Annotated in this window: 21 protein-coding genes; 9 read left to right on the top strand and 12 right to left on the bottom strand. The window is 66.1% G+C overall.

The genetic code is table 11. The features are described from left to right. Positions 1-5: 5 nt before the first annotated feature. Genes trbJ through VHO04_RS17275 form a run of 7 tightly spaced genes read left to right on the top strand, consistent with a single transcriptional unit; the run spans position 6 to position 5,237 of the window. On the top strand, positions 6-722 hold the full coding sequence (gene trbJ, locus VHO04_RS17305; protein ID WP_329629462.1) for a P-type conjugative transfer protein TrbJ: 717 nt from the start codon (positions 6-8) through the stop codon (positions 720-722). Between the two features lies 1 nt (position 723). Next, a complete protein-coding gene (gene trbK-alt, locus VHO04_RS17300) occupies positions 724-966 on the top strand; it encodes a putative entry exclusion protein TrbK-alt (RefSeq protein WP_329629461.1) in 243 nt (80 codons plus the stop codon). Positions 967-970: 4 nt separating this feature from the next. Beyond that, positions 971-2,251 (top strand): P-type conjugative transfer protein TrbL, encoded by a 1,281-nt coding sequence (trbL, locus tag VHO04_RS17295; protein WP_329629460.1) that lies wholly within the window; start codon positions 971-973, stop codon positions 2,249-2,251. A 4-nt stretch (positions 2,252-2,255) separates the two neighbouring features. Further along, positions 2,256-2,939 carry a conjugal transfer protein TrbF gene (trbF, locus tag VHO04_RS17290; RefSeq protein WP_329629459.1) on the top strand — a complete coding sequence of 228 codons (684 nt, stop codon included), beginning with the start codon at positions 2,256-2,258 and terminating at the stop codon, positions 2,937-2,939. Further along, on the top strand, positions 2,936-3,790 hold the full coding sequence (gene trbG, locus VHO04_RS17285; RefSeq protein ID WP_329629458.1) for a P-type conjugative transfer protein TrbG: 855 nt from the start codon (positions 2,936-2,938) through the stop codon (positions 3,788-3,790). The genes trbF and trbG overlap by 4 nt, the downstream gene beginning before the upstream one ends. Next, positions 3,787-5,019, top strand: a complete 1,233-nt coding sequence (locus VHO04_RS17280) for a TrbI/VirB10 family protein (protein ID WP_329629457.1) — start codon at positions 3,787-3,789, stop codon at positions 5,017-5,019. Before trbG ends, VHO04_RS17280 begins: the two co-directional genes overlap by 4 nt. Further along, positions 5,016-5,237, top strand: a complete 222-nt coding sequence (locus tag VHO04_RS17275; protein ID WP_329629456.1) for a DUF2274 domain-containing protein — start codon at positions 5,016-5,018, stop codon at positions 5,235-5,237. The genes VHO04_RS17280 and VHO04_RS17275 overlap by 4 nt, the downstream gene beginning before the upstream one ends. Positions 5,238-5,271: 34 nt before the next feature. Here the strand turns inward: VHO04_RS17275 and VHO04_RS17270 are convergent, their stop codons facing one another. The 6 genes from VHO04_RS17270 to VHO04_RS17245 all read right to left on the bottom strand — a co-directional run bounded on the left by VHO04_RS17270 (position 5,272) and on the right by VHO04_RS17245 (position 12,573). Further along, complete coding sequence (locus tag VHO04_RS17270) at positions 5,272-6,192, bottom strand: cation diffusion facilitator family transporter (RefSeq protein ID WP_329629455.1); 921 nt, start codon at positions 6,190-6,192, stop codon at positions 5,272-5,274. After that, positions 6,176-9,385, bottom strand: coding sequence for a CusA/CzcA family heavy metal efflux RND transporter (locus tag VHO04_RS17265; protein ID WP_329629454.1), 3,210 nt, complete (start codon positions 9,383-9,385; stop codon positions 6,176-6,178). The genes VHO04_RS17270 and VHO04_RS17265 overlap by 17 nt, the downstream gene beginning before the upstream one ends. Positions 9,386-9,388: 3 nt before the next feature. Continuing rightward, complete coding sequence (locus tag VHO04_RS17260) at positions 9,389-10,534, bottom strand: efflux RND transporter periplasmic adaptor subunit (protein WP_329629453.1); 1,146 nt, start codon at positions 10,532-10,534, stop codon at positions 9,389-9,391. Between the two features lie 3 nt (positions 10,535-10,537). After that, a complete protein-coding gene (locus tag VHO04_RS17255) occupies positions 10,538-11,809 on the bottom strand; it encodes a TolC family protein (RefSeq protein ID WP_329629452.1) in 1,272 nt (423 codons plus the stop codon). Positions 11,810-11,875: 66 nt separating this feature from the next. Continuing rightward, positions 11,876-12,184 carry a hypothetical protein gene (locus VHO04_RS17250; protein WP_329629451.1) on the bottom strand — a complete coding sequence of 103 codons (309 nt, stop codon included), beginning with the start codon at positions 12,182-12,184 and terminating at the stop codon, positions 11,876-11,878. Between the two features lie 14 nt (positions 12,185-12,198). After that, the gene (locus VHO04_RS17245) at positions 12,199-12,573 is read right to left on the bottom strand and encodes a DUF3703 domain-containing protein (RefSeq protein WP_329629450.1); all 375 of its coding nucleotides are present in this window, start codon (positions 12,571-12,573) and stop codon (positions 12,199-12,201) included. Positions 12,574-12,778: 205 nt separating this feature from the next. On the opposite strand from VHO04_RS17245, the gene VHO04_RS17240 reads away from it, so the two are divergent. Then, entirely contained in the window at positions 12,779-14,725 is a 1,947-nt protein-coding gene (locus tag VHO04_RS17240) for a cytochrome c/FTR1 family iron permease (protein WP_329629449.1), read from the top strand. On the opposite strand, the gene VHO04_RS17235 is transcribed toward VHO04_RS17240, so the two are convergent. Continuing rightward, positions 14,722-15,363 (bottom strand): class I SAM-dependent methyltransferase, encoded by a 642-nt coding sequence (locus VHO04_RS17235; RefSeq protein ID WP_329629448.1) that lies wholly within the window; start codon positions 15,361-15,363, stop codon positions 14,722-14,724. The two genes, VHO04_RS17240 and VHO04_RS17235, sit on opposite strands and share 4 nt — an antisense overlap. Continuing rightward, positions 15,360-15,998 carry a cation transporter gene (locus tag VHO04_RS17230; RefSeq protein WP_329629447.1) on the bottom strand — a complete coding sequence of 213 codons (639 nt, stop codon included), beginning with the start codon at positions 15,996-15,998 and terminating at the stop codon, positions 15,360-15,362. The genes VHO04_RS17235 and VHO04_RS17230 overlap by 4 nt, the downstream gene beginning before the upstream one ends. A 68-nt stretch (positions 15,999-16,066) precedes the next feature. Between VHO04_RS17230 and VHO04_RS17225 the strand changes: the two genes are divergently transcribed. Further along, the gene (locus VHO04_RS17225; protein WP_329629446.1) at positions 16,067-16,474 is read left to right on the top strand and encodes a helix-turn-helix domain-containing protein; all 408 of its coding nucleotides are present in this window, start codon (positions 16,067-16,069) and stop codon (positions 16,472-16,474) included. A gap of 32 nt (positions 16,475-16,506) precedes the next feature. Here VHO04_RS17225 and VHO04_RS17220 read toward each other — a convergent pair whose 3' ends face one another. From VHO04_RS17220 to VHO04_RS17205, 4 genes are read right to left on the bottom strand one after another with little or no spacing between them, the layout of a single operon-like run. Further along, positions 16,507-16,839, bottom strand: a complete 333-nt coding sequence (locus VHO04_RS17220; RefSeq protein WP_329629445.1) for a copper-binding protein — start codon at positions 16,837-16,839, stop codon at positions 16,507-16,509. Positions 16,840-16,890: 51 nt separating this feature from the next. Continuing rightward, a complete protein-coding gene (locus VHO04_RS17215) occupies positions 16,891-20,025 on the bottom strand; it encodes an efflux RND transporter permease subunit (RefSeq protein ID WP_329629444.1) in 3,135 nt (1,044 codons plus the stop codon). Next, positions 20,022-21,248, bottom strand: coding sequence for an efflux RND transporter periplasmic adaptor subunit (locus tag VHO04_RS17210; protein WP_329629443.1), 1,227 nt, complete (start codon positions 21,246-21,248; stop codon positions 20,022-20,024). Before VHO04_RS17210 ends, VHO04_RS17215 begins: the two co-directional genes overlap by 4 nt. Continuing rightward, positions 21,245-22,474 carry a TolC family protein gene (locus tag VHO04_RS17205; protein ID WP_329629442.1) on the bottom strand — a complete coding sequence of 410 codons (1,230 nt, stop codon included), beginning with the start codon at positions 22,472-22,474 and terminating at the stop codon, positions 21,245-21,247. Before VHO04_RS17205 ends, VHO04_RS17210 begins: the two co-directional genes overlap by 4 nt. Between the last annotated feature and the right edge of the window lie 8 nt (positions 22,475-22,482).

The raw sequence follows: 22,482 nt of genomic DNA, 5'->3' as shown, positions 1-22,482 counted from the left end.
ATGCCATGAAGACTTTGATCAACCGGGCGCTGTTCGCCGCCCTGCTCGCCGGATCGTCCGTGACCGCGATCGGTACATCCGCCCCCGCCGCGGCGCAGGTCGGCGGCATCGTCCACGATCCGCGCAACTATGCGCAGAATATCCTTACCGCCGCGCGCACCCTCGAGCAGATCAACAATCAGATCAGCATGCTGCAGAACCAAGCCACTTCGCTTGCGAACGAGGCGCGCAATCTGACGAGCCTGCCGGTCTCGACCCTTCAGGAACTACAGGGTCAGGTCGATCGCACCCGCCAATTGCTCGGGCAAGCGCAGCGCGTTGCCTATGACGTGGGCGATATCCAGACCGCGTTCGATGCCCGCTACAGCGGCGCGGCCTTGTCGGCGCCGCAGGCCGCGATGGTCGCCAATGCCGAGGCGCGCTGGAACGATAGCGTCGGCGCGTTTCAGGATGCGATGAAGGTGCAGGCCGGCGTCGTGACCAATATTGGCGGGACGCGCCAGTCGATCGGCACGCTCGTCTCGGCGAGCCAGTCGGCGACGGGCGCCTTGCAGGCAGCGCAGGCCGGCAATCAGATCCTCGCCGTCCAGTCGCAGCAGCTCTCCGATCTCGCCGCCGCGATCGCCGCGCAGGGCCGCGCCCAGATGCTCGACGCCGCGCGCAGCGCCGCCGCCGAAGCCGAAGGCCGCGAACGCTTCCGGCGCTTCCGCAAGGCCGATTGAGATGGGCCGGGCGGCGAAGATCGCTTCGGTTGCGGCGCTCGGCGGCGTGCTCATGGCGCTGGCTATCCTGCACCTCTCCTCGCCGCCCGCGCCCGATGCGTCTTCACTGAACAGGATCGCGGCGGACGCCCGCCCCGTCACCTCGACCGTTTCGGAGCGCTGCCGCACCGCGACCGTGGCCGACACCGAATGCGCTGCCGCCTGGGAGGCGAAGCGCCGCCATTTCTTTGGACAGAAGGACTAGCCGCATGGAAGACACCGGCGTGATCGACCAGTTTCTGTCGGTCTTCTCGACCTATATCGACAGCGGCTTCGGCCTGCTCGGCGGCGAGGTCGGCTTTCTCTCCTCGACCCTCATCGTCATCGACGTGACGATCGCGGCGCTGTTCTGGGCGTGGGGCGCCGACGAGGACATCATCCAGCGCCTCGTCAAGAAGACACTCTATATCGGTGTCTTTGCCTTCATCATCGGCAATTTCCAGACGCTTGCGGTCATCCTGCTCGAAAGCTTCGCGGGGCTTGGATTGAAAGCGAGCGGCGGTGCGATGGCGATTGGCGACTTCATGCGCCCCGGCGTCGTCGCCGCGACGGGCATCGATGCCGCGCAGCCTTTGCTCGACGCATCGGCGGATCTGGTCGGGCCCGTTGGCCTGTTCACCAATTTCGTGCAGATCATGATCCTGCTGATCGCCTGGGTGATCGTCGTTCTCGCCTTCTTCATCCTCGCGGTGCAGGTCTTCGTCACCATCCTCGAATTCAAGTTGGTGACCCTCGCCGGCTTTGTGCTGCTGCCCTTTGCCTTCTTCGGCCGCACCGCCTTCATGGCCGAGCGCGTGCTGGGGCATATCGTCTCGTCGGGCATTAAGGTGCTGGTCCTCGCGGTCATCACCGGCATCGGCGTGACCCTGTTCGATCGCTTCATGCAGGCGGGGCTTGGGCAGGAGGCCGACATCGAACAGGTCATGGCCATCGCACTCGGCGCATTGACCCTCCTCGGCCTCGGCATCTTCGGTCCTTCGATTGCCAATGGCATCGTCGCCGGCGGCCCGCAGCTTGGGGCTGGCGCGGCGGCAGGAACCGCGGTCGCGGCCGGCGCGACGCTCGCTGCCGGGGCAGCGGGGGCAACGCTCGCAACAGGAGCCGCCGCAGCCGCGGCGCGCGGGGCGACTGCCGCCGGCGCGCGCGGAGCGGGCAGTGCTTCGGCTGCCTATGCCGCAGGATCGGCCGGGAAGAGCGGGGCAAAAGCCGTTGGGGCGGGGCTCGCCAATGTGGCGCGGACCGCGGCCAGCGGCGCTGCTGCTCCGGTTCGCAGCATGGCCGAGCGCATCCGGTCGAACTTCGCGGCTGGCCGCGATGGCGCATCCGCTAGCGCGGCGCCCGCGCGCGGCGCGGACGGACCCCCGCCCTGGGCAGCCGCGATGCGGCGGCGCCAGACGATGACGCAGGGCGCGACCATCGGCGCCCAGACCCTGAAGGGCGGCGACAGCCATGGCGCCGGATCGGCGCCCGACATCAGCGAAAAGGACTGATCCCATGTTCAAAAGGCCCTCCAATCATTATGGCCGCGCGCCCGAGCCGGTCACACCCTATCAGCGCGCCGCGCAGGTCTGGGACGACCGGATCGGATCGGCGCGGGTGCAGGCGCGCAGCTGGCGCTTTGCCTTCTTCGGCTCGCTCCTGATCTCGGGCGGCCTCGCCGCCGGCCTCGTCTGGCAGGCCGCGCGCGGCACGATCACGCCCTGGGTTGTCGAGGTCGACAAGCTTGGCGCCGCGCGCGCCGTCGCGCCGGCCGACGCAGATTATCGGCCGACCGATCCGCAGATCGCCTTCCACCTCGCGCGCTTCATCGAGCATGTCCGCTCGATCCCCGCCGATCCGGTCGTGCTCCGCGCCGACTGGCTCGGTGCCTATGACTTCGCGAGCGCCACCGGGGCGCAGGCGCTCAATGACTATGCGCGGACCAACGATCCCTTCGCCGAGGTCGGCAAGTTCCAGGTCGCGGTCGATGTCTCGAGCGTCATTCGCGCCTCGAAGGACAGCTTCCGCATCGCGTGGACCGAGCGCCGCTATCAGGACGGGAGCCTGATCGAGCGCTCGCGCTGGTCGGCGATCGTCACCGTCACGCTCCAGCCGCCACGCACCCCCGACGCGATCACGAAAAATCCGCTCGGGCTTTTTGTCACCGCCATCAACTGGTCAAAGGAACTCAGCCAATGACGACGCCACAATCCCTCCCGATCGCGCTCGGGGTCGCCCTTGCCTTGTTCGCCGTACCCGTCACGGCAGGCGATACTGCCGATCCCCGCCAGCGCGTCGGTCGCGCCAACGCCGAGGCGCGCGTCCAGCCCGACCGCCAAGGCTATCGCAATGCGATCCAGCAATATGCCTGGTCCGAAGGCGCGCTGTTTCAAGTCTATGCTGCGCCGGGGCAGGTCACCGACATCGTCTTGCAGGAAGGCGAGCAGCTCGTCGGTCCGGGTCCGGTCGCCTCGGGCGACACGGTGCGCTGGATTATCGGCGACACGGTGAGCGGTGCGGGCGCGCGGCGCCGCGTCCATATCCTCGTGAAGCCAACCCGCTCGGACATCATGACCAACATGATCATCAACACCGACCGGCGTACCTATCATGTCGAACTGCGCGCGACCGCCGCATCCTATATGGCATCGGTTTCCTGGACCTATCCGGCGGACGAGCTCATCGCCTTGCAAGTCGCCAAGGCCGAAGCGGCGCGCGCCGCGCCCGTCGCCGGGGCGATTGATTTGGCCGCGCTGAATTTCCGATACCGGATATCGGGCGACAAGGTTGATTGGCGCCCCGTCCGCGCGTTCGACGACACGCGCCAGCTCTTCATCGAATTCGGTGCAGAAATCGCCACCGGCGACATGCCGCCGCTGTTCGTGATCGGCAGCAGCGGCGAGGCCGAACTCGTCAACTACCGGGTGCAGGGGCGCTACATGATCGTCGACCGCCTGTTCGAGCGCGGCGAACTCCGCTTGGGGGCGGGGAAACAGGCGCGGACTGTCCGGATCGAGCGCGAGACGCCGCGCCGCCGGGGCCGGGCATGACCGGGCGCCAGGACCAGGCCGCGCCGCCCGCCGAGGAGCCGGGCGATGAAAATCGCGCCGCGCAACCGCCGGTCGTCGACGCCTTCCGTTTGCGCGGTGACCCGCCGCGGGTCATGCGCCTGTCGCGCAAGACGCTCGCGACTATCGGCGCGGCTGGGGGAATCGCGATTGGCGGAGCCTTGCTCTGGGCGCTGCAACCCTCTGCGCCCAAGTCGCACGATAATCTCTATTCGACCGACACGGCGAACCGCGCCGAGGTCGTGACGGGCGCGCCCGCCGATTATGGCAAGGTGCCGAAGCTCGGGCCGCCGCTACCTGGCGACCTCGGCCGGCCGATTGTCTCGGCGCAGCAGGACGGCGAAGCGATCCCGGTCCCGCCCATCGGAAACCCTCCAGCAGGTGGCCGGTCACCCGCCGAAGACGCGCGCGAGCGGGCGCGGCAGGAGCGCGAGAGTGCGCAGACGAGCCGCCTCTTTCTTGGTGGGGGCTCTTCCGCCGCATCGGTGTCTGACGCGATGCCCGCTTTGGTCGATCGTCCCCTCGGCACGGAGCCGATACCCGACGGCGAGGAGCGAACCGCGACGGACGGGCGGCGCGCTTTTCTAGCTGGCGGGAGCCGCACCCCGATCGAAAGCGCCGCGCGCATCCAGGCACCGAGTTCGCCCTATATCCTCCAGGCCGGAAGCCTCATCCCGGCGGCGCTGATCACCGGCATCCGGTCCGATCTTCCGGGCCAGGTCACCGCGCAGGTGACGCAAAATGTCTATGACAGCCCGACCGGCCGAACCTTGCTCATTCCGCAGGGCGCGCGGCTCATCGGCGAATATGACAGCGAGATCGCTGCGGGGCAGAAACGCGTATTGCTGGCTTGGGACAGGCTGATCCTGCCCGGTGGTCGCTCGATCCGCCTCGATCGTCAGCCAGGCGCCGATGCCCGCGGCATGGCGGGGCTCGCCGATCGCACCGACCATCATTGGGGATCGATGCTGCGCGCGGCACTGATCTCGACCTTGCTCGGCGTCGGTGCCGAGCTTGGTTCGGATGGGGATGACGCGATCGTTCGCGCCCTTCGCGACGGGTCACAGGATACGATCAACCAGTCGGGCCGGCGGCTTGTCGAGCGCGAGATGAATGTGCCTCCGACTATCACGATCCGTCCCGGCTTTGCGTTGCGCGTCATCGTGACGCGCGACCTGATCCTCGATCCCGATGAGGGAGCTGCGCCATGAGCAAGCTCAGGCTGGGCGTCATTGCCGACGATAAGCCCGTGAAGTTATCGGTCGAACTACCGGGCGCGCTTCACCGCGAGCTGCTTGCCTATGCCGAAGTCCATGCGAAGGCCACTGGCCTCGCCGAGCCTCTACCGCCTGAAAAAATCGCGGTGCCGATGATCGAACGCTTCATGGCAACCGATCGGGGTTTTGCGGCCGAGCGGCGTCGGCGCTAAAGCATATAGGCACGAAATCCTGCCTTGCGCCCGACTAATCATGCTCCGGCTCAGCGCATCGGTCGCTCGTCGATTCCATTTGGAGGGTCGCATGCGAGATATCGAATTTCGCATGGAGCATTTCCGACACCGCCAGCCGGATGGGCTCGGCTGTCGCCTCGTCCGTCAAGACGACATGAGCGGTGAGGCTCAAGTCGTCGCCGGCGATCGACCAGAGATGAAGATCGTGAACTTCCGCGACGCCGGATGCGTCGGCAATCGCCGTGCGAACGGCGGCGAGATCGACGCCGCGCGGGACGCCTTGCAGCAGGATGTTGGTCGTGTCGCGCAGCAGGATCCAGGTGCGCGGCAGCACCCAAAGACCGATCGCAATCGCGACCACCGGGTCGACCCAGCTCCAGTTGGTGAAATAGATCAGGACCGCGGCGCCGATGACGCCGAGCGATCCCAGCATGTCGGCCCAGACCTCGAGATAGGCACCCTTGACGTTGAGGCTATCATCCTTGCCGCCCGCGAGCACGCGCATGGCGATAAGATTGATGATCAGGCCCACCGCCGCGACGGCGAGCATACCGAGCGACTGGACCTCTTGCGGCTCGACGAAGCGCTGAATGCCTTCGTAGAGCACATAAGCGGCGACTGCGAAGAGCAACAGGGCGTTGAAGGCCGCGGCGAGGATTTCGAAGCGACGGTAGCCATAGGTGCGCTTGTTGTCGGCCGGTCGCCGCCCGATCCGGATCGCCGCCAGCGCGATCGCGAGCGCCGCTGCATCGGTAAACATATGGGCTGCATCGGAGAGGAGGGCGAGGCTGTTGAACAGCCACGCCCCCACCAGTTCGGCGACGAGGAAGGTGCCGGTCAGCGCCAGCGCGATCGTCAGGCTCCGGCTGTTCGCCCCCGCCGTATGATCGTGCCCGCCATGGCCACTATCGCCATGATCATGCGTGTGCGCCATCGTCCATCCTTTGCTCTCGCCTTAGTCCCCCACCCCCATAACGCGCGTAGAGCGTCGGAAGGACGAAGAGAGTCAAAAGTGTAGCCGAGATCAGTCCGCCAATCACCACCGTCGCGAGGGGCTTTTGCACTTCGGCGCCCGCGCCGGTCGCGAGCGCCATCGGGACGAACCCGAGACTTGCGACGAGCGCGGTCATGACGACCGGGCGCAGGCGCTGTAGCGCCCCCTGGCGTGCGGCCTCGATCCGCCCCACACCCGCACGCATCAAATCCTGAATCGACGACACCATCACGAGCCCGTTGAGGACCGCAATCCCCGACAGCGCGATAAAGCCGACCGCCGCCGAGATGGAAAAATCCATCCCGCGCAGGAAGAGCGCCAGCACGCCGCCGATCAGCGCCAGCGGGACGCCGGTAAAGACGATCGCGGCATCGCGCGCCGATCCGAGTGCGCCATACAGGAGCAACAGGATCAGTGCGAAGCAGGCCGGGATCACCAATTGCAGACGCGCGCGCGCCGAGGCGAGATTCTCGAACTGCCCGCCCCATTCGAGATAGCTGCCCGCGGGCAAGCGGACATTCTTCGCGATTGCCGCGCGCGCGTCCTCGACAACATCGGAGACGGCGCGGCCTCGCACATTGGCCTGCACCACCACGCGCCGCTTGCCATTGTCGCGGCTGATCTGGTTCGGGCCGTCGACGATACGGATATCGGCGACGCTCGCGAGCGGCACAAAGGCGCCCCCCGCGACCGGCACTTGCACCTGCTCGAGGACCGAAAGGTCCGCGCGCTGCGCGTCCGAGAGCCGCACCACGACCGGAAAGCGCCGGTCACCCTCGTAGATCGTGCCGGCTTCGCGGCCGCCGATCGTCGCGGTCACGACATCCTGAACATCCTGGGCCGTAACCCCCATCCGCGCCATCGCGTCGCGGTTCACCCTTATGTCGAGCATCGACAGTCCCTCGGTCTCCTCGACACGGACGTCGGTTGCCCCTTCGGTTTTCTCGAGAACGGCCGCAATTTGCCGTGCGGTCCGGTTCATGGCGTCAAAGTCATCTCCAAACACCTTGATCGCCAGGTCGCCCCGCACCCCGGCAATGAGTTCGTTGAAACGCATCTGGATCGGTTGGGTGATTTCATAGGCATTGCCCGGAATCTTGTTCAGGTCGCCCTCGAGCCGCTCGACGAGATCGGCCTTTGTGAGGCTCGGATCGGGCCACGCCTTGCGCGGTTTCAGAATCACGAAATTGTCGGTCGCATAGGGCGGCATCGGATCGCCCGCGAGATCCGCCGTCCCGGTCTTCGAAAATGCGAAGGCGACCTCGGGTTGCCGCGACAACAAACGCTCGATGGGAACCTGCATCGCCTGGCTCTGCTCGACCGAGGTCGAAGGAATGCGAAACGCCTGGATCAGGAGATCACCTTCATCCAGCTGCGGGAGAAAGACCTGTCCGAGCGACAGGAAGGCCGCAATCGCGACGGCGAAACCGCCGATCCCTGCCCCCAGCGTCAGCGAAGGCTTGTTCATGGCTTGGTCGAGGCGGGGCTCATAGCGCTGCTTGAGCCAGACCATGATCCGTCCTTCCTTCTCCTCGACGCGTTTCGAGAGCCAGATGGCGATGGCGGCGGGTATGAAGGTGAGCGACAGCACGAACGCGAAACCGAGCGCCATGATGACCGTCAGCGCCATCGGGATGAAAGTTTTGCCTTCGACCCCGCTCAAGGTGAGCAGCGGAATATAGACGAGGATGATAATTGCCTGGCCATAAACCGATGGGCGGATCATTTCGCGGGCAGCAGCAGCGACCGTGGCAAGCCGTTCCTCGGTCGTGAGGACTCGGCCTTCGCGATGCTGATACTCGGCCATGCGGCGGAGCGCATTCTCGACGATGATGACCGCGCCATCGACGATCAACCCGAAATCGAGTGCGCCGAGGCTCATCAGATTCGCCGAGACGCCCGTGCGCAACATGCCGAAACTGGTCAGCAGCATGGTGATGGGAATGACCAGGGCTGCGATCAATGCCGCCCGGAAATTGCCGAGCAGCAGGAACAGGACGACGATGACGAGCAGCGCGCCTTCGGTGAGATTCTTGCCGACCGTCCAGATCGTCGAATTGACCAGCTTGGTGCGATCGAGCACCGGCTGGACAACGACATCGGCCGGAAGCGATGCGTTGATGTCCTCCAGCCGATCGGCGACCGCGGTTGCCACCGTCCGGCTGTTTTCGCCGATCCGCATCACCGCCGTACCGACGACCACCTCGCTGCCATTTTCCGATGCGGAGCCCATGCGGACCGCTTGCCCGGTGCGAACCGCCGCCACCTGGTCGACGGTGATCGGAACCCCGGCGCGCGTCGCAACGACCACCCGCGCTAACTCCGCCGTGTCGCGAACCAGGGCATCGGATCGGACGGCAAGCCCTTCGCCGTTGCGGTTGACGACGCCGCCGCCGACGCTTGTATTGTTGCGTTCGAGAGCCTCGGCGAGGTCCGTGAGAGTGAGGTCGAGCGCAGCCAGACGCTGGATGTCGGGAACGACCAGATATTGCTTCGTATAGCCGCCGATCGCATCGATCCCCGCGACGCCGGGGACATTTTTGAGGAGGGGTGTGACGATCCAGTCCTGCGTCGTGCGCAGATAGGTCACCTTGTCGGCTTCGCTGACCAGCCTGTCCCCCTCGGGCGTCAAATAGCTCCCGTCGGGCTGGAGTCCCGGCTCGCCGGCCTTGTGGGCGTCGTCCTTGCGGTGCGCGAGCCGCACTGTCCACATATAGACTTCGCCGAGCCCGGTCGCGATCGGCCCCATCTCGGGCTGGACCCCGGCGGGCAGATTCTCCGCCGCGCCATTCAGGCGCTCGGCGACCTGCGACCGTGCGAAATAGATATCGGTCCTATCGTCGAACACTGCGGTTACTTGGGCAAAGCCATTGCGGCTGAGCGACCTGGTATGGTCGAGCCCCGGAATGCCGGCGAGCGCGGTCTCGATCGGAAAGGCGACCTGTTTTTCTACGAGTTCGGGGGAAAGCGCCGGCGCGCGGACATTGATCTGGATTTGATTGTTAGTGATGTCGGGGACGGCGTCGATCGGCAGGCGCGACAGGGCGGAGGCGCCAATAATGGCGGCGACGACGGTAAGGAGGATGACAAGCCAGCGCTTCTCAACGGCCCAGGTGACAATGCGGGCGATCATGGCTTAATCCTCCTCGCCCGCTTCGCCCTTGCCGAGTTCCGCCTTGAGGGCGTAGCTGTTGGCGATGGCAATCTGCTCGCTGCCTTTGAGCCCGGAGCGGATGATCACATTGGTTCCCGAACGGTCGCCAAGCACCACGGGAACGGTTTCGAAGCCGCCCTTCGTGCGCACGAACACAACGCTTTTGCCTTCGACAGTCTGGATAGCGGTGGAAGGCACGCTGATCATGTTGCTGCCTCCCTCACCCGCCAGTTCGACCGAGGCCGTCACCGCTTCGCCGACCCGCCACTGTCCGGCTCGATTGTCGAGGAGGGCGATCGCCGGTACAAGGCGCGTTACAGGATCGAGTGCGGGAGAGATGAAGCTGATCTTTCCGGTTGCCTGGCGGCCGGCCGCGCTGACCGAGACGGGCGCGCCCGGCCGAATGCGGCCCGCATCTGCCGGCTGCAGATTGAGCGACAGCGACACGCTGGAAAGATTGGCGACCCGATAGAGTTCGGCATCCGCGGCGACCGTCTGCCCGAGCACGACGCTGCGTGAGATCACCTGCCCCGAAATCGGCGCGGCAATCGCGATGCGATTGAGCTGCCCGCCGCCACCGCCGGCGGCCGACACTTGCTGCTGTGCGAGCCGGTACGCGATGCGTGCTTCGGTCGCTGCGGTGCGCGCCGCGATCACATCCTGTTCGGGCGACACGCGCTGCGCGAAAAGTCGCTCCTCGCGCGCGAGATTCGAGGTGGCGAGCGCAAGCCGCGCCCGCGACGCTTCGACTTCGCCCTGTAGCTGCGCTGCCTCGCGGCTCTCGATGACCGCCAGCGTCTGACCGCGGCCGATGCTTTGCCCGAAATTGCGGTTCAGGGCGACGATCCGCCCGCCGATCGCGGCCGAAACAGCCTGGGTGGCTTGCGGATCGCCTTCGATCGTCGCCGGAAGCTGAAGCGCGCCCGCGGCGCCGGTCGTCGGACGGCCCAGCACGATGCCGGCCACCTTGATCTGTTCCGCGGAGAGCATGATCTGACCTTCTTCGCTGGCTGGCCCAGCTTCGCCTTCGCCATGCTCCCCGGCCTCCTTGACGGCGCCGCCGCTGCCGCAAGCGGCAAGAAGGAGCGGCATCGTGAGTGCCAGCGCCAATTTCCGGTTCATATTCATGGTCTAATTCCCTTCGATGGGCGCGGGAGCCGTGAGGCGTTCCAACCGGGCCTTGGCAAGTTGATAGGATGCGAGCGCCTCGATCGACGCCGAGCGCATCTCGGTCAGCGTCCGCTCGGCATCGAGCAACTCGAGCTGGCCGAACTTGCCCTCGCGGTAGCCGATGCGCGCGATTCGAGCCGCTTCCATCGCAGCAGACAGTGCAGGGCCGCTCGCGACGCGCGCCGCCGCGGCCGCATTCGCGGCTTCGACTTCGGCATCACTGATCTGCTGCTCGATATCGAGAGCAGTAACGCGCCGCTGCGCATCGGCCCGGCGGCGCTCGGCGTTCGCCTGGTCGACATCGGCGCGGCCGTTGTTGAACAGCGGGAGCGGCATCGAGATACTGAACACCGCCGCGACATCGTTGGTCGCCTCGAGGCGGCGAACTCCAGGACCGACCGTCAGATCGGGCACGCGCTGCGAACGGGCGAGCTGGACACCGGCATCGGCAGTCGCCAGATCGGCATCGGCGGCGGCCAGCGCCAGCGTGCCGGCCGCCGACGCGGGACGCGGTGGGCCGGCTGCCGCGCTTCGTGGCGTGCCGAGAATCCCGATATCGAGCGGGCCTTCAATCGCGCGCCCGATGCGGCGCGCGAGACTGGCGCGGGCGGCGACGGCGAGACGTCGCGCCTTTTCGGTCTCGGCCGCGGCCGTGAGCCGCGCAACTTCGGCTCGCTCCTCTTCGAGCGGTGAAGCGCGCCCGGCCTTCACACGAATGCCGGCAGCGCGCGCGGTGTCGCTCGCAATCCGAAACTGATCCTCTGCGATTGTCGTCCGCACGTCGGCGGCCACTGCCTGGACATAGAGCTCGGTTACTTGAAGGCGAATGTCGGCCTGGGTAATCGTCTGCGCGAGCAACGCGCGGCGCGCCTGCGCGTCGGCGACCGCGATTCGCGCCTGTCGCTTTCCACCCAGTTCGAGCGGGATCGCGACGCTGACCGTCGCATCGGCGCCGTTGATCCCATTATAGGGACCCGTGCCGACGAAATTTTCGACCTCGACATTGAGCGCAGGATTGGGCCGCAGTCCGGCTACGCGCCGCGCGGCCTGCGCAGCATCGACCTCGGCTTCGGCGGCTTCGGCCGCTGGTGCGCTTCCGCCGGCCAAGGCCACCGCATCATCGATTGAAAGAAGCGATCCCGCGATCGGCGGCCTCGCTTCGGTGACCTCCTGCGCCTGCGCCATCGCGACACATGATGTGGCTGCCACAAGGGCAGCTACGAACCTGTACATAATGATCCATCCTGGTTGATCGAGAGAACCGACGCCGCGAAGAGCGCGGCGGCCGCGGCGAGACCGTCAGGCGAGCGGCGGATCGAGAAGCGGTGGCGATGCGCGTGAGGCGAGCGCAACGGCCGCTGCGGCAAAGACCGGCGCGCTCGCGAAAGCCGTGGCGGCCGCGGGTACGGCTTGCCCCGGGGCAGGTGCCACCGGGCAATGATGATGGCCCGCATGCGCGATTTTCGAGTGCGGCTCGCGCGAATCCGTTCCGCCGCCGTCGAATGCGGCCAGAAAAGCGGGGGCACGGTCCGACACATGGGCAGAGGCGGGCTCAGCAGGCTGCAGGCTGCAGAACAGCATCGCAAGGATCATCAGCCATCGCACCATCGGAGCAGACATATTCAGCGCCGCGCCGCGCTGTCGCGCGGTGAGAGCCGTTCTGCCAGATCGGCCGGTAGCGGCATTGGCTGGAACGCACTGACCCGCGCGCGTCCGATATTGCCCGTCGGAAGACGGCCGGTCAGCGATCCAAGAGGGACGAGAGCGAGCCGGAAGATTTGCCCAGCCGCCTCGCGCCAGTCTTTCAGCGTCAGGGCGAAGCCGAGCATATGCCAATGCGAAGCCAGATGAGCGACAAAATAGGGCTGCGCCAAAATATGTGCGCGTTCGAGGGCGTGCCATGCCGCAACCTGGTCCGAAGCCCGCCGTCCTGCCCGGTATCGCTGCATTTCATCGCGGATCAGCGCAAGCGCCGTTTCCCGAATCCGTGAGTCCATGGATCATCCCCTGCATTCCGATTCGGGCAGCCTTTTGCACCCTGTAGCCGCTAGAGGGTCAAGCGGCTATTTGCGCACCGATAATCCAGCAAGTTGGCCAGCAAGACCGTCGGTTCGCGGATCAGAAAAGATTTCCGTATCGGCTGCGCAGCCCCTAACGGCGTGCTAATCATTCTCAATAGAGGCAACTGCCGTGGCGCGTCCCTTGAACCGCAAATCCTTCGCATTGGCGCGCACACTGCCCCGCGCGGCTTTCAGCGCTTTGCTGCTGGTCTTGATTGCCTTGCAACCGGCGCGCGCGAGCGAACCCGAGGTTCAGACCATTTGGCGTCTGCTCGACTATGTGGCCGTCGATTATCCCGGTGCGGTGTCGGGCGGCAAGATCGTCAGTGCGGCGGAATATGCCGAGATGACGGAATTCGCCGCACAGGTCGAAGGGCGATTGAAGCGCCTGCCGCAAAAGACAGCGAAGCCGCAGCTTTTGGCGCGCGCCGCCGCCCTGCGGCAGTCGATCGCCGCAAAATCCGCGCCGGCGACCGTCGAGGAGCAATCGCGGGGGCTCGCCGATGCCTTGCTTTCGAGCTATCCAGTGCCGCTCGCACCGCGATCGGCTCCCGATCTCGCGCGTGGCGCAAAGCTTTATACGGAGAATTGTGCCATTTGTCATGGCGCGACCGGCGCTGGAAATGGCCCTGGTGCTGCGCAGCTCGACCCGCCCCCGATCGCCTTCACCGATCGCGGGCGGGCGCGCGAACGAAGCTTGTTCGCGCTTTATCAGGTAATCACGCAGGGCCTCGAAGGCACGTCGATGGCGAGCTTTGGAGACCTTCCGGACGCCGATCGCTGGGCTCTCTCATTCTATGTCGGCAGTTTCGCCTACCCCGAATCGACGCGATCTGCGGGCCGGCAAATATGGGAAAAGGATCCGGCTGGTCGCGCTGCCATACCCGACCTTGCAGGCCTCGTCGGCAAGACGCCTGCGAAACTCGCGGACGAGCTGGGTGAGGACAAAGCCGGGCCGCTGACCGCCTTTTTGCGCCGCCAGCCGGACGTTGTGATTCAGAAACCGGCGGGCTCGCTGGCGCTGTCGCGTCAGCGCCTCGAAGCAAGCCTGAAGGCCTATGCTGCCGGCGACCATAACACCGCGTCCGATCTGGCATTATCCGCTTATCTCGACGGCTTCGAGCCGGTTGAGCCGGTCCTCGCGGCCCGCGATCCGGACTTGATGGCCAGTATCGAAATGGCGATGGGACATTTACGCTCAGCTATCGGCAAGCGGCGGCCGGTCGCGGAAGTCGAGGCAGCGAATGCCGAAGTCGCCCGGCTGTTCGTCGAAGCCGAGGCTGCGCTCGCGCCCGAACAGGCGAGCGCATCGTCGAGCTTCCTCGGCGCCTTCGGGGTCCTTCTGCGCGAAGGTCTTGAGGCTCTGCTGATCGTCATCGCGATGATGGCATTTCTGCGCAAAACAGGGCGAACCGACGTCATGGCATATGTTCATGGCGGCTGGGTTTCCGCTCTGGCAGTAGGCGCGCTGACCTGGTTCGTAGCCACCTATTTCATCGGAATCAGCGGGGCGTCGCGCGAACTCACCGAAGGCTTCGGATCGCTCTTCGCCGCGATCATCCTGATCTCCGTCGGCATCTGGATGCACGGGAAAAGCAATGCCGAGGCCTGGCAACGCTATATCAAGGAGAAAATCTCCGCGGCTCTGTCGCGCCGCTCGGCTTGGTTCCTGTTCGGGCTGACCTTCCTCGTCGTCTATCGCGAGGTGTTCGAGACCATCCTCTTTTACGCCGCCTTGTGGGCGCAGGGAAATGGCGGCGCCTTGCTGGCGGGCGCAGCGTCAGCCGCCGGCCTGCTCGCGCTGATCGCTTGGGCCATGCTGCGCTACAGTGCCCGGCTGCCGATCACACAATTCTTTTCCTGGAGCGCGGCCCTGATCGCGATTCTGGCCGTTGTGCTGGCGGGCAAGGGAATTGGCGGGCTTCAGGAAGCCGGGCTGCTCGGCGTAACGCCCATAACCGGATTTCCGCGGATAACGATGTTGGGGATATACCCCACGGCCCAGACCATTTTGGCGCAGCTTGCCGCGGCGATCATCCTTGCCGCGGGTTTCTGGCTCAACCGGGCGAAGACCCCGCGCCGGGCCTAGTCGCGCCGCGCCAGGAACAAGGTAATCGTGCCGGTAGCGGTGGGGAAATGCCGCGCTTCCTGAACTGCGGCAAAGCCGGCCTCCTCCATGAGCCCGGGAAGCACGCCATCGGCGTTGGGCTGCGTGTCCTCGACCCCATCGAGACGCTGGATGGTCAGCCGGAACAAGAGGCGCATCAGGCCCGACTGCTTGCCATAATCGGCCACCAGCAGGCGTCCGCCCGGGCGCAGCGCCGCATGCATGGCTGCGAGACCGGCTCGCTTTTCGGCCAGCGGGACCTGGTGGAACATCAGGCTCGAGGTGATAGCGTCTGCGGCAGCGGGTTCGATGTCGCGGGCAAAGCCCTGGCGCCATTCGATCGAAACGCCCGCGGACTCGGCCTTGCTGCGCGCGATTGCGAGAGCTTCTGTGTCGGGATCGACGCCGACAACCGCGACTTCGGGCGCTGCGGCCTTGAGCATCACTGCGAAACTGCCAGTGCCGCAGCCGATGTCGTGAACGGTCTCGCCAGCGCGCGCGCCGAGCAGATCAAGCATCGCACCGCGCCAGCGCATTTCTCGCGTCCAGCGGCGGATCGCCCGATCATAGTCGGCGGTGTCGCCCGTGCCGAGCGGCGGGGTATAATGGGCCTCGGTCATACCGCGGCCCCTCCGGACTTATGCGACGCGAGTTCGCGCAGCGCGTCGCGGATGATGTCATAGGCCGAGTGGAGAAAGAGCAGCGCGATGACGCCGGCGACGAGAAGGTCGGGCCAGGCCTTGCCAGTCACCGCAACCAGGCCAGCCGCGACGATAACCGCCACATTGGCAAGGGCATCGTTGCGCGAGAACAGCCAGATCGCGCGCGCCGTCGCGTCGCCTTCGTTGCGGAAGCGGCTGAGCACCAGCGCCGCCGAGATGTTGACGAGCAGCGCTACGACACCGATGCCGCCCATGAGATCGGCCTCGGGCGCGATCGCATGGAAGGAGCGCCAGATCGCCGATCCGATGACGCCGAGTCCCAGGACGGCGAGAAAACAGCCCTGAACCAGCGCCGTGCGGCTGCGCGCGACGGCGGTCCAGCCAAGCGCGATCAGTCCAATAAGAGTGATCGAACCATCGCCGATGAAATCGAGCGAGTCGGCCTTGAGAGCCTGGGAGCGCGCGAGGAAGCCGCCGGCCAGTTCGATCACGCCAAAGCCAAGGTTGAGAATGACGACGATCCAGAGCGCGCGACGGTAGGCGGGGTCGATGCCCGCGCGCTTTTCGTCGGCTTCGCAGCCACAATCGCTCATGTCATCCGTCCTTTTCCGTTGCGAGTCGGACAGCTATATGCACCCTCTAGCAACTATAGGGTCAAGCGATGAAAATTGGCGAACTCGCGCGTGCGACCGACACCAAGGTCGAGACCATCCGCTATTATGAAGGCGCGGGTCTGCTGGCGCCGCCGCCGCGGACGGGTGGCAATTATCGCTCCTATGGGACCGACGAGCTGTTGCGGCTGTCCTTCATCCGGCGCGCGCGCGATCTCGGTTTTTCATTGGACGAGGTTCGCGAGCTTCTCGCACTCGCCGATGACCGCGACCAGCCTTGCGGCGCCGTCGATGCGGTCGCGAGCAGCCATCTCGCGACGATCGAGCGCAAGATCGCCGACCTCTCCCAGATGCGCGACGAACTTGCGCGCGTCATCGGCGGCTGCCGCTTGGGAAAGGTCGGCGACTGCAAGATCATTCAGACCCTCGAGCCGATGCGTGGCGCTTCGCACAACTGACGCGCTACGCGAAGCCCGGGCCGCAACCGCGATCAGGACGCGGGAAGCGCCTCGATCCGCGTGATGCGCCCCGTGGCGCCGTTCCAGTCGAGTTCGAAAGCGACGCGATCGCCGACCTTCAGGCCTTTGAGCAAATCCGCCGAGGCCTCGAACCCCATTGCCATCGGCGGCCATTGCAGCTCGGGGATTTCGCCGTGATCAAGTGTGACCGTCCCTTTGGCTGTATCGATCGCGGTGATCTTTCCTTCGCTTTTGCCATGTTGCACTTCGGAAGATGCCGTCGCGCCGGCCGCTTCCTTGGGAGCGGTGGTGGTCTGTTTGTCGGCTTCGGGGCTACAGGCCGAAACGGCGATCAGCAGCACCATGCCGCCGGTCAGAATGCGCATCGATTTCATGTTCAGTCTCCTTGTTTCATATCACGTCTTCGGGGTTTTCAGCGGTTGTCGATCGGGCCAGCGCCGGCGCATCAACAGATAGGCGGCGGGGATGATGAACATCGAGAGCAGCGGCGCCGTAATCATCCCCCCGATCATCGGCGCGGCGATCCGGCTCATCACTTCGGACCCGGTGCCCGTTCCAACGAGGATCGGGAACAAACCCGCCAGTATGACCGCGACGGTCATCGCCTTAGGCCGGACCCGGAGCAAGGCGCCGTCGCGGACCGCCGCCTCGATCGGGCCGTCGCCGCGCGCCGCGAGCGCCTGCTTCAGATAGATGAGCATCACGACGCCGAACTCGGCGGCAACCCCTGCGAGCGCGATGAATCCGACTGCGCTCGCGACCGACTGGTTGTAGCCGAGCAAGTAAAGCAGCCACAGGCCTCCGGTGAGGGCGAAGGGTAGCGTGGCCATGATGAGCAGCGCCTCGTCCCAGCGCCGGAAAGTCAGATAAAGCAGGACGAGGATGATCGCGAGCGTGACGGGTATGACGATCTTCATTCGCTCGGCCGCGCGGACGAGGAATTCGAACTGGCCCGTGTAGGAGATGCTGATCCCCGGCGGCAATGCGACGTCGCGCGACACCGCTTGCTGGATATCGCCGACCAGCGTCTGAAGGTCGCGGTCGCGGCCATCGACATAGATCCAGGTCACCGGCCGCGCATTCTCGCTACGCAGCATCGGCGGGCCGTCGCTGATCCGCACTCTTGCCACGGTGCCGAGCGTGATCTGCTGGCGTGACGGTGTGAGTATGGGAAGAGTCTCGAGCTTGCCAAGGCTGTCGCGGAGTTCGCGGGGATAGCGCACGCTGATCGGATAGCGCGCCAGCCCCTCCACGGTCTGCCCGATGGTCTCGCCGCCGATGACGCCGCCGACGATGGATTGCACATCGGCGACATTGAGACCGTAGCGCGCGGCGGCGGCGCGATCGATGTCGACGTCGATATAGCGTCCGCCGGTCAGCCGCTCGGCGAGCGCCGAGGCGACGCCCGGGACCTTGCGCACCACATCCTCGATACGCTTCGCGGTGCGGTCGATCTCGGCCACATCCGAGCCTGCGACCTTGATGCCGACCGGACTTTTGATCCCGGTCGCGAGCATGTCGATGCGGTTGCGGATCGGCGGGATCCAGAAATTGGCGAGGCCGGGGACCTTCACACGCGCATCGAGCTCGGCGACCAGCTTGGCGGGGGTCATGCCCGGACGCCATTGATCGCGCGGCTTGAAGCGGATCGTCGTCTCGAACATTTCGAGCGGGGCGGGATCGGTCGCGGTGTCGGCGCGGCCCGCCTTGCCGAAGACGCTCTCGACCTCGGGCACCGTCTTGATGAGCCGGTCGGTCTGCTGGAGCAGGCTCGACGCCTTGGCGGTCGAGATGCCCGGCAGCGCCGAGGGCATATAGAGGAGATCGCCCTCATCGAGCTGCGGCATGAACTCGCCGCCGAGCTGGGTCAGCGGCCACAGGCTGGTCGCGAAGATCAGCCCCGCGACTCCCAAGGCCCTTTTGGGATGACGCAAAACCAGATCGAGCGCGGGGTGATAAGCGTGCGTCAGCCAGCGATTGACCGGATTGGCCTGCTCGTTCGGGATGCGTCCGCGAATGAGCCAGCCCATCAGCACCGGGACAAGCGTGATCGAGAGAATCGCCGCCGCCGCCATGGCATAGGTCTTGGTGAAGGCGAGCGGCCCGAAGAGTTTCCCTTCCTGACCCTGCAGCGTGAAGATCGGCAGGAAGGAAAAGGTGATGATGAGGAGGCTGAGGAACAACGCCGGACCCACTTCGGCAGCAGCGTCGGTGATGACGCGCCACCTTTCCTTGCCCGCGAGTTCTTCGCCCGGATGATCGCTTTCCCAATGTTCGAGATGCTTGTGGGCATTCTCGATCATCACCACTGCTGCGTCGACCATCGCGCCGACCGCGATTGCGATGCCGCCGAGTGACAATATATTGGCGTTGAGCCCTTGGAACCGCATGACGATGAAGGCGATCAGGATGCCGAGCGGCAGGGTGAGGATCGCGACGAGCGCCGAGCGGGCGTGCCAGAGGAACAGCGCGCAGACGATCGCGACGATGATGAATTCCTCGACGAGCTTCGAGGTGAGATTGTCGACCGCGCGGTCGATCAGCCCTGACCGGTCGTAGGTGGTGACGATCTCGACCCCCGGCGGCAGGCCGCGTTTCAGCTCGGCGAGCTTCGCGCGCACGCCCTCGATCACCTCGCGGGCATTCTGGCCCTGCCGCATCACGATCACGCCGCCCGCGACTTCGCCTTCGCCGTTGAGTTCGGCGATGCCCCGCCGCATGTCGGGGCCGATCTGGACGGTGGCGACATCGCCGATCGTCACCGGTATGCCGCCCGCCGCGGTGCGCACGGGCACGGCGCGGAAATCCTCGAGACTTTTGAGGTAGCCGCTCGCGCGCACGATATATTCGGCTTCGGCCATTTCGACCGTCCCGCCGCCGCTTTCCTGGTTGGCGCGTTGAAGTGCCTCGGTCACCTCTTGCGCTGTTACACCATAGGCGGCGAGCTTCGTCGGATCGACGAGCACCTGATATTGCCGCACCATGCCACCGATGCTCGCGACCTCTGCGACGCCGGGCACCGCCTTGAGCTCGAAGCGCAGGAACCAGTCCTGCAGGCTGCGGAGTTCAGCGAGATCATGGCGCCCGCTCTTGTCGACGAGCGCATATTCGTAGATCCAGCCGACGCCGGTGGCGTCGGGGCCAAGCGACGCCTTCGCTCCTTCGGGAAGGCGGCTCTGCACCTGGCTCAGATATTCGAGCACCCGGCTGCGCGCCCAATAGAGGTCGGTGCCGTCCTCAAACAGCACATATACGAAGCTGTCGCCGACGAAGCTGTAGCCGCGGACGACGCGCGCGCCGGGAACCGATAGCATCGTCGTCGTGATCGGATATGTGACCTGGTCCTCGACGATGCGCGGCGCCTGGCCGGGATAGGTGGTGCGAATGATGACCTGCACGTCGGAGAGGTCGGGGAGGGCATCGACCGGCGTGGAGCGGACGGCGGCAATCCCGATCAGCGTCAGGATCAGCGCCGCCGCGACGACAAGGCCGCGCGCGGCGACCGATGCGCGAATGATCTTTTCGATCATTTCGCACCGTCCAGCGGCCGCACCGCGATGCCGGTCAGGCTCGCTTCGGAATCGAGGAGGAACTGGCCCGAGACGACGACCTTCTCGCCGGCCGCGAGGCCGCGCAATATCTCGGTCTTACCGCCGCCCTCGCGCCCGGTCTCGACTTCGGCGGGATGATAGCGCCCGTCGCCCATCTCGAGCATCACGATTGTCCGCGTCCCGGTGCGGATGACGGCTTCGCTTGGCACGAGGAGCGCGGGCTTGGCATCGCCCCCCAATGCGACGCTTGCGAACATGCCGGGGCGCAGGCGCCCGCCGCGGTTGGCAAGTTCGATACGCACCGTCAGCGTCCGGCTGTCCGCCGCCGCGGTCGGCAGGATGGCGACGACACGGCCGCCGAAGCTTTCGCCGGGAAAGGCGGTGAGCTTGGCGTTCGCCCGCTGGCCGACCTGCACCGTTCCGGCCTGGGCTTCGGGAAGCGCGGCATTGAGCCACACCGTTCCGAGCCCCGAGATTTCGGCGAGGGTCTGGCCTTCGGCCAAGGTCACGCCGGCGCGCGCACCCAGCGTCTGGACGACGCCCCCGATTGGCGCGCGCACCGTCACCGTGCCGCCCGTGCGGCCGCTGCGATCGACCTGTGCGATCACCACCTCGGGCATCCCCATCAGGCGGAGCCGCTGCCGGGCGGCAGCGGTGAGGTCGGGCCTTCCGAGCCGTTTGACGCTCAAATATTCGGTTTGCGCGCTGCCCCATTCAGGCAATTGCAGGTCGGCGATCGGTGCTCCCGCGCCGATGACGTCGCCCGGCGCGAGCCGGTAGACGCGCTCGACGAAACCGCCCGAGCGCGCCTGGACGATCGCGACGTCGCGCTGGTTGAAATCGACCGTCCCGGTGACGTCGAGCGTCGCGGCGAGGCTGCCCATTTCGGCGGCAACCGCGCGGATGCCAAGGCTTTGCCGCGCCGAGGGATCGACCGCCACACCGGGCGCTGCGCCGCCTTCGTCGGCATATTTGGCCACGAGCTGCATATCCATGAAGGGCGACTTGCCGGGCTTGTCGAACTTCTGGTTCGGGAACATCGGGTCGTAATAATAAAGGACCTTACCGCCGTCGGAGCCGGCCGCCTCCGACGCCATCTCGTCGGTGCCGCGCTGTCCGAGCCAATAGCCCCCGCCGCCCGCCACGAGCACGGCGGCCAATATTGCGGCACGCCACCGTGCCGCCGTCGTTGCATCGGTCATCGCCGTGCCTCCCCATAAGTGTAAATGATCCGCACCGCGTCGCGGGCCACCTCGGCCTCGCGTGCCAGAGCATCGACCTCGGCTTCGGCAAGCGCGAGCGTCGACAGGAGCGCGGTGCCGAGATCGAGACGCCGCGCCCCGAAACTTTCAAGATCGAGCTGGGCGCGTTGCTTCGCGAGTGGCACCAGTCTTGTGCGCGCATTGGCAAGCTGTTCGTCGTGCATGCGGTGCATGGCGAGGTCGGCGGAAAGCGCCGCCGCGACTTCGCGCTCGGCCGCCTCGCGATCGAGGCGCGCACGCGTCGCTTCGCTCGCGCGCGCGGCAATTTTGGGGTCCTGCCGTTTTTTCGCAAACAGCGGCAGATCGATGGTCACCCCGACGGTGACGAGATCGCCAAAATTGGGTTCGCGCCGGCCGTAGGCCGCGTTCACCGTCCAGTCGGGTCGCTTGTCGGCGCGTGCGAGCCCGGTTTCAGCGTCGGCGGCTATGGTCCGTGCGTCATAGGCGCGCAGCAACGGCAAGGCGGCGAGGCCGGCGCGAAGCGCGTCGCCATCGACCGCGAGCGAAGGCAGGTCGCCCGTCGTATCAGCCGCATTATCGCCGGTGAACCGGGTGAGCTGCGCCCGGTATCGCGCGATATCGGCGGTGAGAGTGCTGCGCCGGTCGGCGAGCTGGGCGCGCAGTTGCTCGGGTTCGAGCGCCTGCGCCGGACGCGCCGCGCCGCTGGCGAGCCGGGCGGTTACCGTTGCCTGCAGATCGTCGAGCCCGGCATCGAGCAGATCGAGTTCCTTGAGCCGCTTCTTCGCGTAGTGAAGATCGATCCACGCCAGCGCGGTCGCCAGCCGGATATCCTGCGCGGCGACCGCCTGCTCGGCCTCGGCGACGTCGATGTCGGCATGTGCGCGCAAGGCGCGTGCGCGGCGCTTGGCAGGGTTGGTGAATTCCTGGCTGACGCCGATGACCTGCATCGTGAAGTCGTCGCGGTTGAACCGGCCCGCATCGGGGCCGGTCACCGGGAAATCCTTGACCGCGAGATCGAGCTTGGGGTCGGGCAAGCGGTCGGCCGCGATCGCCGCGGATGTGGCCGCATCGACGCCCGCTTCGCGCGCGCGCAGCTCGGGCGCCTGTGTTTCGGCGCGCCGAAGCGCTTCCTCCAACGACATGGGTTCGGCGCGAAGCACCGTGGGCAGCAGCGCCAGGGCGGCGGTTGCAAGCAATATGCGCATGATCTTCC

The sequence above is a fragment of the Sphingopyxis sp. genome (assembly GCF_036261875.1).
Taxonomy (GTDB): Bacteria; Pseudomonadota; Alphaproteobacteria; order Sphingomonadales; family Sphingomonadaceae; genus Sphingopyxis.
Note: the sequence above shows the minus strand (reverse complement) of the source record. Positions and strands in the feature narration are given on the sequence as shown.

Bases quoted from the DNA above. Each gene is read 5' to 3' on its own strand.
- VHO04_RS17265 (WP_329629454.1), bottom strand. From the start codon at position 9,385: ATGATCGCCCGCATTGTCACCTGGGCCGTTGAGAAGCGCTGGCTTGTC.
- VHO04_RS17260 (WP_329629453.1), bottom strand. From the start codon at position 10,534: ATGAATATGAACCGGAAATTGGCGCTGGCACTCACGATGCCGCTCCTT.
- VHO04_RS17280 (WP_329629457.1), top strand. From the start codon at position 3,787: ATGACCGGGCGCCAGGACCAGGCCGCGCCGCCCGCCGAGGAGCCGGGC.
- VHO04_RS17215 (WP_329629444.1), bottom strand. From the start codon at position 20,025: ATGATCGAAAAGATCATTCGCGCATCGGTCGCCGCGCGCGGCCTTGTC.
- VHO04_RS17245 (WP_329629450.1), bottom strand. From the start codon at position 12,573: ATGGACTCACGGATTCGGGAAACGGCGCTTGCGCTGATCCGCGATGAA.
- trbJ (WP_329629462.1), top strand. From the start codon at position 6: ATGAAGACTTTGATCAACCGGGCGCTGTTCGCCGCCCTGCTCGCCGGA.
- VHO04_RS17230 (WP_329629447.1), bottom strand. From the start codon at position 15,998: ATGAGCGATTGTGGCTGCGAAGCCGACGAAAAGCGCGCGGGCATCGAC.
- VHO04_RS17250 (WP_329629451.1), bottom strand. From the start codon at position 12,184: ATGGTGCGATGGCTGATGATCCTTGCGATGCTGTTCTGCAGCCTGCAG.
- VHO04_RS17255 (WP_329629452.1), bottom strand. From the start codon at position 11,809: ATGTACAGGTTCGTAGCTGCCCTTGTGGCAGCCACATCATGTGTCGCG.
- VHO04_RS17210 (WP_329629443.1), bottom strand. From the start codon at position 21,248: ATGACCGATGCAACGACGGCGGCACGGTGGCGTGCCGCAATATTGGCC.
- VHO04_RS17220 (WP_329629445.1), bottom strand. From the start codon at position 16,839: ATGGTGCTGCTGATCGCCGTTTCGGCCTGTAGCCCCGAAGCCGACAAA.
- VHO04_RS17235 (WP_329629448.1), bottom strand. From the start codon at position 15,363: ATGACCGAGGCCCATTATACCCCGCCGCTCGGCACGGGCGACACCGCC.
- trbK-alt (WP_329629461.1), top strand. From the start codon at position 724: ATGGGCCGGGCGGCGAAGATCGCTTCGGTTGCGGCGCTCGGCGGCGTG.
- trbL (WP_329629460.1), top strand. From the start codon at position 971: ATGGAAGACACCGGCGTGATCGACCAGTTTCTGTCGGTCTTCTCGACC.
- trbF (WP_329629459.1), top strand. From the start codon at position 2,256: ATGTTCAAAAGGCCCTCCAATCATTATGGCCGCGCGCCCGAGCCGGTC.
- trbG (WP_329629458.1), top strand. From the start codon at position 2,936: ATGACGACGCCACAATCCCTCCCGATCGCGCTCGGGGTCGCCCTTGCC.
- VHO04_RS17205 (WP_329629442.1), bottom strand. From the start codon at position 22,474: ATGCGCATATTGCTTGCAACCGCCGCCCTGGCGCTGCTGCCCACGGTG.
- VHO04_RS17275 (WP_329629456.1), top strand. From the start codon at position 5,016: ATGAGCAAGCTCAGGCTGGGCGTCATTGCCGACGATAAGCCCGTGAAG.
- VHO04_RS17270 (WP_329629455.1), bottom strand. From the start codon at position 6,192: ATGGCGCACACGCATGATCATGGCGATAGTGGCCATGGCGGGCACGAT.
- VHO04_RS17225 (WP_329629446.1), top strand. From the start codon at position 16,067: ATGAAAATTGGCGAACTCGCGCGTGCGACCGACACCAAGGTCGAGACC.